At 68.7% G+C, this 8,315-nt stretch carries 1 protein-coding gene; it reads right to left on the bottom strand.

Going from position 1 to position 8,315, the window contains the following annotated elements:
• Window positions 1–372: 372 nt before the first annotated feature.
• Window positions 373–8,310 (bottom strand): putative Ig domain-containing protein, encoded by a 7,938-nt coding sequence (locus AVKW3434_RS23995; protein ID WP_284407840.1) that lies wholly within the window; start codon window positions 8,308–8,310, stop codon window positions 373–375.
• Between the last annotated feature and the right edge of the window lie 5 nt (window positions 8,311–8,315).

The raw sequence follows: 8,315 nt of genomic DNA, 5'->3' as shown, positions 1-8,315 counted from the left end.
TCCCCTCGCTGTGAGCGCAGCGTTGTACGCCGGCCAATTCGTTGTCTTGTAGCGCCGCTTGCGACCCTTGGGTTCACTCATCGGCTCAGGCTACCAGTTCTACTGCCGTGTTTGTGCAACAAAGCCCATGAAATCCCTCTCATGCCGGCGTATTGATTGCCTGTTTTGCTCTTCTTTTGATAGCAATTTCAGCATGGTGCGCTAGCGACGCCGACAGCCCACATCGCCCCAATTGCTGCGCAAGGCATCACCCCGATGCGTCGGATGACGCTGTTCTCCAGCGGCTGCACGAGCTTGGTCCGGTCGCTCACGATGACCCGCCCGGGCGCCAGGCGTGAAGGGCCGACTAACCCGGGTCGTATCATTTTTCACTCACCTCCAGTTCGCCGCCAGCACCGACTCCAGCCCACTCTGGTAGTTGGCTGGCAGCGTCGTCTGCCCCGCCGCGGGCGGCGAGAACGACGCCATGGCCTGCACCAGGTTTTGCACCTGGCTGTTGGTGAGGCTCTTGCCGTCCCCCGCGTCGAAACGCTCCACCTGGTTCTTGGTACCGGAATACCAGTCGGTCACCATGAACTTGTCGTTCGTGCCGATGACGCTCACCTCCAGGTGGTTGCCCGACTTGCGGAACCACAGTTGGCGCGACGAGATGTCACTGGCGAACTTCGCGATGTCCTGGTTGCCGCTGGTGCTGTCGTTCTCCTGGATCGTGTCGAGGCCGTAGCCTCTGCCGAGCCAGTAGGTGTCGTTGCCCAATCCGCCGACCAGCGTGTCGGCACCGGCCGCGCCGTCCAGATAGTCCGCTCCCGCGCCGCCGGTCAGCGTGTTGGCGCCCGCGTTGCCCAGCAGCCGGTTGTTCAGCGCGTTGCCGGTGCCGTTGAGCGCGGACGATCCCGTCAGCGTCAGGTTCTCCACGTCGCTGCCCAGCGTGTAGGCGATGGAGGATTCCACGGTGTCCGTGCCGCCGTTGGCGCCTTCCGTCACAGTGTCGCTGGCGTTGTCCACCACGTAGACGTCGTCGCCTGCGCCGCCGCCCATCGCATCTGCACCTGCGCCACCGTCCAGCCGGTTGGCCCCGCTGTTGCCCGTCAGGGTGTTGGCCAGGGCGTTGCCGGTGCCGTTGATGGCGGCCGTGCCGGTCAGCGTGAGGTTCTCCACGTTCGCCGCGAGGGTGTGGGTGATGGAAGACTCCACGGCATCGGTCCCGCCGTTGGCGGCCTCGATCACCGTGTCGCCCGCGTTGTCCACCACGTACACGTCGTTGCCTGCGCCACCGCCCATCGCATCTGCACCCGCGCCGCCGTCCAGCCGGTTGGCCCCGCTGTTGCCCGTGAGGGTGTTGGCCAGGGCGTTGCCGGTGCCGTTGATGGCAGCCGTGCCGGTCAGCGTCAGGTTCTCCACGTTCGCCGCCAAGGTGTAGGTGATGGAGGACTCCACGGCATCGGTCCCGCCGTTGGCGGCCTCGATCACCGTGTCGCCCGCGTTGTCCACCACGTACACGTCGTTGCCTGCGCCACCGGTCATCGCGTCCGCACCCGTGCCGCCGTCCAGCCGGTTGGCAGCGCTGTTGCCCGTCAGGGTGTTGGCAAGGGCATTGCCCGTTCCATCAATGGCGACCGCACCGGTGAGGGTCAGGTTCTCCACGTTCGCAGCGAGGGTGAAGCTCACACTGGACAGCACCGTGTCGATGCCCGCGTTCGCGGCCTCCACCACCTTGTCGGAGGCGTTGTCGACCACGTAGGTGTCGTCACCCCCCAGGCCCGTCATCGTGTCAGCGCCCGCGCCGCCGTCGATGGTGTCGTTGCCGCTGGTGCCGGTGAGGGTGTCATTGCCGCTGGTGCCCGTGATCGCGCTGGACTGTACGGTCAGCGGCAGCTTCTGGGAGGCCTTGGCACCTGCCTGATCGGTCGCGGTGATGGTGATTTCGTAGCTGCCCGCCGGCGCCGAGGTGCTGGACGAGCGCAGCGTCTTCTTGGCAGCGTCGAACGTCAGCCACGCCGGCAGCGCGGCGCCGGATGACAGGGTAGCGGAATAGGTCAGCACGTCGCCCTCGTCCTCATCGACAAACGCGTCGGCCGGCAAGGCAAAGCTCCATGCGGCGCCTTGCTTGAACGACTGCGCGGTGAGCGGGGTCTTGGCCACCGGTGCGTCGTTCACCGCATCCACCCAGACTTCGAAAGCCAGGTGCGCGGATGCGCCTGCGCGGTCCGTCGCCACCACTTCCACCTCCCACAGTCCGCTATCGCTGCCTGCCGGAATGCCGTGGAAGGTCCGCGTAGCGGCATCGAAGGAGAGCCAATCAGGGAGCAAGCCTCCACCCGGGTACTGGGCAGTCCACGTCAGGACATCGCCCGCGTCGGCATCGGTGAACGTGCCGGCGGGCACCGTGAACCGCCATTCGGCGTCTTCCGTGGCGCGCTGCTGCGCGATCGCTGCGCCCGCCACGGGCGGCCTGTTGCCCGCGGCGATGCTCAGCGCGAAACTGCCACTCGCCTGCGCGCCCATCGCATCGGTGGCCGTCACGCGCACGTTCAAAGCGCCCTGGTCGGTGGCGGCTGGGGTGCCACTGAACGAGAGTTTGGATGCATCGAACACGAGCCACCCGGGCAAAGGCTTGCCATCCGCCAGCGTGGCGCTGTACGTCAGCACCTCACCCGCGTCCTCGTCCTTGAACGCGCCCGCCGGCAACACGAGACTGAACGGCGTGTTCGTGGCGGCCTTGGCCTCGGGCAGCGCTGCCGACAGGACCGGCGCGTGGTTCACGGTGTTCGGGTCAGTCATGCGCATCAGCGCATCGAAACCCCAGGCAGTGCCGTCGGCAAACTCGATGCGCCGCACCGCGTTGAATTCCTGGTCTCCGTAGAAGCCCTGCACGGTGACCTGGTCGGTGGTGCCGCGAATGCCCACGACCAAGGTATCGCCGACCCGCCGCACGCTGACGTCGGAGGCCACGACACCGGCCTTGAAGCGCAGCGCCTGCTGCCGGTCCACGCTGGCGCGGCCCGTCCATGCCGTGATCACGTCCTGGCCATCGCCCCGCCCGAAACGGAAGACATCGCCTCCAACGAGCGTGTCGTTGCCCGTGCCGCCGTCCATCACGTCGCGCCCGGCATAGCTCACCAGGCGGTCATCGCCCGCGCCACCCAGCAGCTCATCGTTGTCCCAGCCGCTGGAGTACACCGAAGCCGTCGGGCGGATGGCTGCGTACTGGTCTTCCACCACGTCGTCGCCCGCACCGCCTTCCACGATGTCGTCCTGGAAGGAGCCGCTCACGGTGTTGTTGCCGGCGTTGCCCACCAGGTGCACGCCCTGCACAGGCTGGTTGCCGCGCAGTTGCCCGTTGGCCGCGAGGTTTTCCACATTGGCGTAGTCGTCCAGGCGGAACACCTTGCCGCTGGAATGATAGGCCGCGGCGCCAATCGCCATGACGTCGATGATGACCCGGTCCGTGCCGCCGCCGGCCTGCTCGACCACCGCGTCGTCGATCCCCACGTAGTAGGTGTCGTCGCCGCCCTTGCCGGTGAGCACGTTGCGCGCCGTGTTCCGGGACGCGCGGATCTGGTTGGCTTGGTCGTTGCCGGTGGCGTTGATCGCCTGGTCGCCCAGCAGTTCGATGTTCTCCACATTGAGCGGCAGGTCGATGGAAATGCGGGAGGAGACCACCGTGTCGTTGAGGGACAACTGGGTCCCGTTGTCCGCGATGCCCGTCTCCACCACCTTGTCGCCCAGGCTGTCGAGGACGTAGTAGTCGTCCTCGGCGCCGCCGATCAGCGTGTCGTTGCCCAGGCCCCCATCCAGGACGATGCCGCCGAGCACTTCAGAACGGTTGCGCATCAACGTGGCACTGATGCGACCCTGGTTCGTCGCGTCGATCGTGTTGTCGCCGGTGTTTCCGCTGAGCTGGAGCCGGGATTCGTCCGCTCGTCCATCGTAGAGCTGGTAGGAAGGCTGGAATCCGTAATAGGACTCCAAGGGGATCATTCGGAAGGTATTGCTCCAGTCCATCAGCACGAGGTTCTCGACGTTCTCGTCCAGCATCCGGTTCTTGGCATCGAGCAGCAGCGTGTCGTTGCCCTCCCCGGCACGTTCCACGATGACGTCCATGTTTTCGCTGGCACTGCCGGCCGCATCCACGTAGATGTCGTCGCCCGCACCGCCCACTAGGCGGTCCGTTCCGCCCATGCCGTTGAGCACGTTGTTGCCCGCGTTGCCGGTGATCACGTTGGCGGCGGCGTTGCCGACGCCCGAGATGTCCAGCACACCCGTGAGCGTGAGGTTTTCCACATTGCCCGGCAGCACATAGGACACGGCACTGCTGACCGTGTCGGTGCCCTGGCCCGCGCCTTCGGCGATGGTGTCGGCCACATGGTCCACGGTGAAGGTGTCGTCGCCTGCCGTGCCCTGCATCGCATTGGCCGTGCCGCGAGCGTCCACCGTGCGGCTCTGGATGTCCTGCAGGCTCCAGCGCGCGCCATCGGCGAACTCGATCCCTTCGATCCCGCCCCCCGCACTGAAGAACCCCGGAATCCACACCTGCCCGCCCCCGGGCAGCACGGCCACCAGCGAGTCCGCCGCAGCGAACGCCGTCGTGCGGCCGGTCAGGTCGGTGGGAGGGCTGGAGGTGCGCACCAGCTTCACGTCCGCCGCGGCGATGCCCGCCCCGAAGCGCAGCGTGTCCGTACCACCGGTCTCGGTGATCACGTCGCGCCCCTCGCCCTTGCCGACCAGGTACACGTCGTCGCCAAGGCCGCCTTCGAGCACGTCGTTGCCCGCGTCGCCCGACAGCACGTCGTTGCCGCCCTGGCCCCGCAGGGTGTCGTCGCCCGCACCACCGGCGAGGCGGTCGTCGCGCCAGTCGAAGCCGATCACCGTGTCCGTACCCGCGGTGCCCTGGAGCGCGCGCTCGCGCAGGTTCTCCAGCGTCCACACGGTGGCGGGACTGCCCGCGAAGCGCACCTCGGCCACGCCGCCCGGCTGCGCGTTGCGCAGCAAACCCTGCAGCTCCACCGAGACGCGGAGCGCGCCGGACACCGGGTCCCGGGCGACCAGCATGGCCGCGCCGTTCACGTGCGTGACGGTCACGTCCTTCGGCGCGATCGAAGCGTCGAACTCCAGCACGTCCTGCGACACGGCGTCGTCCTGCACGATCACATGCCGCCCGCCCGGGCCGATGCGGAAGGTGTCCGCTCCCTCGCCGCCCGACAGCCGCGAGGTGCCGCTGGTGGAGGCCACCAGCACGTCATCCCCAGCATCGCCATAGAGCGTGTCGGAACCCATCGCACTGCCTTCGCCGGCGATCAGCGTGTCGTTGCCCTCGCCCCCGCGCAGCGTGTCCGCGCCTTGCGAGCCGCGCAGCACGTCGTTGCCGGCGAGCCCTTCGATGCTGTCGTTGCCGGCGAGGCCGTCGAGTTCGTCGTCACCGGCGCCCCCCTGCAGCGCATCGTCGCCGGCCGTGCCCACATTGGCGCGGCGGTAGGCATCCTGGTAGCTCCACACCGTGGCGGGCGCATCCTCGAAGGTGAAGCGCAACCCCTGGCGGTCGGCCTCGAATCCCATGAAGCCATCGATGCGTAGCTGCTGAACGCCACTGGCTCCTGTACCGGGCCATTGCACCAGCAGGTCCTTGCGCCCGTTGCTGCCGGGCACGGCGGCCAAGGTCACGTCCTGGGGCGCGATGCCGGAGGCAAAGCGCACGGTGCGCGCCGTGCCCGCAGCAGTGCGGCCGTCCAGCAGCAATGTCTGCCCCACGGCAGCCACCGACCGGCGCACGACCAGGGTGTCGTTGCCTGCCCCCAGGATGACCCGGGCGCCAGGCACCTCCACCGTGTCGTCGCCGTCCCCGGCGTTGACCGCACTGCCCGTGCCGGTGATGCGGTCATTGCCGTCGCCACCATCGAAGGTGTTGTCGCCCGTGCTGTCGGACAGCACGTCGTCGCCGGCATTGCCATAGAGCTGGTCGTCGCCGGCTCCACCGTCGATCGTGTCGTTGCCACGCCCGCCGCGCACCACGTCCTGACCGCCCTGTGCATTCACGTTATCGCCGCCCGGCAGCAGGTAGATCGTGTCGGCGCCCGCGCTGGCCTGGGCGTTGCCCGGCGTGAGCGGCAGATCGGCCAGCGCGAAGGCCGCACCGCCTGAGAACTCCACGCGCGCCAGCGGTTGATCGGCATAGGCCGAGCGCACGGTCACGCGGTCGTCCGTTCCGACGACGCGCACCAGCAAATCGTCATCCACCCGTGAGACCACCAGGTCGGACAGCGCCAAACCTTCCTTGAAGCGCAGCACATCGACCGCGCCGGCCTCGGCAGGCCCGGCAGAGAACTCGTCCTTGCCATCGCCGCGCCCGAACAGGAAGACGTCGCTGCCAGCGTCGCCGTACACCTTGTCGTTGCCCGCGCCTGCATCGATCACGTCGTTGCCCGCGCCGCCCCACACCTGGTCGTCGCCGCTGCCGGCATTCACCACGTCGTTGCCGAATCCTGCGTAGATCCGGTCGCTGCCGTCGCGCCCCGTGATGAGGTCACGGTAGGCGGTGCCCTCGCCATACCCGGCGCCCGAATCGGTGCGTGCGCGCATGTCCAGCACGATGCCCTGGGCCACCGCTTCGTCCCAGGTCACGGCCGAGCCATCGGCGAACTCCAGGCGGTCGAAGGTCCGTCCGTCCTCGCCCGTCAGGCCATCCAGGCGGATCGAGTCGCCGCCCGCACCGCCCGGCTCCGCACCGTAACGCAGGAACAGCGCCATGTCGCTCCCCACGTACTGGCGCACCAGCGACACCCCTGCCGCCGTGATGCCCTCGCCGAACTCGAACACGTTGGCCTGGCGGGTGCCTCCCCCCGATGAGCCCGGCTGTCCCGCCAGGGTGGCGCCACTCACCGAACCAATGGCCACGTCCTGCCCGTCGCCCAGCCGGAACCGCAGCCGCGCGCCACCGGTCTCGTTGGCCGGCGAGAGGTCGAAGGTATCGTTGCCTCCGGCCCCTTCCAGCGTTGCGCCGCCGGCCGCCACGACCATGAAGTCGGCGCCGGCGCCCCCGAACGCCTCGCCTCCCGCGCCCGCCGCCAGTGTCTTGTCCTCCGTCACGTTGGCGCGGATCCACTCGGACACGCGCGTTTGCACCCCATCGACCACCAGGGTCTCGAATGCACCCGTGAACCCGTCCTCCAGAATGAGTGCGCGCTGCTCGGCAGGGTCCCCCACGCTCAGCGCTAGGTTGGCCGCCCTGTTCGTGCGCGCGGCCTGCAGCCGGCCCGAGACGACGACGGTGTCGTTGCCGCCCGCGTCGCGCAACAGCTCGGCGGTGCTGGTCGAGTTCACCGGCACGTCGTCCGCTTCCAGCACGTAGGTGTCATCGCCCAGGCCACCGTCCATCACGTCGCTGCCGGCCCCGCCCTGCAGGGTGTCGTTGCCGGCGCCACCGTTCAGGCGGTCGTTGCCTTCGCCGCCCAGCAGCGCATCGTTGCCGTTGCCGCCCACCAGGGTGTCGTTGCCGGCCCCGCCATCCAGCACGTCGTTGCCGGTGAGGGTGGATACCGCTTTCTCGGTGCGTTCGTCCTCGCCGGCCAGCCAGTCGTCGCCGTCGCCCCCGCGCAAGGTGTCGTCGCCACCGCCGCCGTAGAGAGCATCTTCGCCTGCGCCGCCGTCCAGCAGGTCGGCGCCGTGCCACTGCGCATCGATCTCGCCCGTGCGGTCGTCGCCCTCCAGGATGTCCTTGCCTGCGCCGCCCAGCAGCACGTCGTTGCCGCCGCCGCCGAACAGGTCATCGTCGCCGTCACCGCCATCGAGCAGATCGTCGCCCGCCTGCGGGCCGTTCATGCGCCGGTGGTCGCCGTAGATCAGGTCGTCACCCGCCCGCCCGTAGAGCAGATCGTTCTTTCCGCCCCCCAGCAGGGTGTCGTCGCCCGCGCCGCCGTCGAGCACGTCGCTGCCATGGCGCGCGGCATCCAGCGTGTTGCGCACGACCATGCTGGCACCGTAGTAGGTGAGGGTCTCTACCGCCTGCTCGCCGTCCATGGCCTGCACGGCGTAGTCCCCCTCCAGCCAGTCGTTGCCGTCCCCGCCTTCGACGAAGTCGTCGCCGTCGTAGCCGGCCACCATGTCGTTACCGGTGCCGCCGAACACGATGTCGTTGCCCGCACCCGCATTGACCACGTCGTCGCCCGCGCCGGCGTAGATGGTGTCGGCGCCCGCGCCCACCCCCACGTTGCCCACGAAGGCCACCCCGTCGTTCATCTGCGCGAAGGTGCGCTGCGTGCCCGCGACGTAGGCGCGCGTATCGCCGGCCGGCGGCTTGATGTCCTCGGCCCGCATGGCCA

This window comes from Acidovorax sp. SUPP3434, from assembly GCF_030159015.1.
Classification (GTDB): Bacteria; Pseudomonadota; Gammaproteobacteria; order Burkholderiales; family Burkholderiaceae_C; genus Paracidovorax.
The sequence above is the reverse complement of the archived record's forward strand: the minus strand, read 5'-3'. Positions and strand labels throughout refer to the sequence as shown.

Bases quoted from the DNA above. Each gene is read 5' to 3' on its own strand.
- AVKW3434_RS23995 (WP_284407840.1), bottom strand. From the start codon at position 8,310: ATGCGGGCCGAGGACATCAAGCCGCCGGCCGGCGATACGCGCGCCTAC.